Origin of the sequence: Endozoicomonas atrinae (assembly GCF_001647025.1) — a bacterium.
In the GTDB taxonomy this organism is placed as follows: domain Bacteria; phylum Pseudomonadota; class Gammaproteobacteria; order Pseudomonadales; family Endozoicomonadaceae; genus Endozoicomonas; species Endozoicomonas atrinae.
This window is the reverse complement of record NZ_LUKQ02000691.1, coordinates 1-712: the sequence shown is the minus strand read 5'-3', so window position 1 is coordinate 712 and position 712 is coordinate 1. Positions and strand designations below refer to the sequence as shown.

Sequence of the window (712 nt, the reverse complement as noted above, 5' to 3'; positions counted from 1 at the left end):
ATCATCCTGAGTTTTAATCTGACTGGCTATTTGATCTACCAGTTTTTCGTTGATTTCAACGCTCATTGTTATTCTCCATTTTGGAGTATTAACGACAAGCGTTTACACAATTTAAATTACATTCCCGATTTTGATTTTCTGAAAATATAGAAGGAGTCCCACCGGAATATCTTATATTATGACAGCGGCTTACAATATGGGGGGGCATATCTACAGTTGACAACGGTTTGAATTTTTTTTCTGGGGGACTTTTTTCTTGATTAGAGCAAATACTTGGTCTTTTTCTTGCCGCATGTACTTTATTTTGATATTTATCAGGCTTGCCTTCTTTTCCTGCATAGACAGAAAGCCAGGATGAAAGATGCGAAAGTACCTTGGTTTTTTGAAGGTGCTTTCCGCCAATTGAAACCCCTGATTTTTTGAGCTCATTTTTTATTGATGCAATCAAGAAGCACTCAATCTTCTCATTGGTTTTGTAATTCAGAATCACAGTTTTTTGATTATACCAATTGAATTTTCTAACTACTGTATAACTGCCCAATCACGGGAGCACAGACTGAACAGTCGACCAGCTTCGCTGCAAAGGTTATTCCAAGCTTCACAGCAACAATCTACAATATTTTCATAACCTGAAAATGCTTTGTTTGATAAGTCATGCTCCCGCATCCACTCCCATAGCCTTTCTGAGCTGTTTAACTCCGGTGCGAATGGT

Annotated in this window: 1 protein-coding gene and 1 pseudogene; both read right to left on the bottom strand. The window is 37.9% G+C overall.

The window, feature by feature from the left end; all coding sequences use genetic code 11:
• Positions 1–88 precede the first annotated feature (88 nt).
• Entirely contained in the window at positions 89–448 is a 360-nt protein-coding gene (locus AK963_RS32890; RefSeq protein WP_139117822.1) for a hypothetical protein, read from the bottom strand.
• A gap of 74 nt (positions 449–522) precedes the next feature.
• A pseudogene (locus AK963_RS36355) lies at positions 523–712 on the bottom strand (IS630 family transposase); the annotation flags it as partial.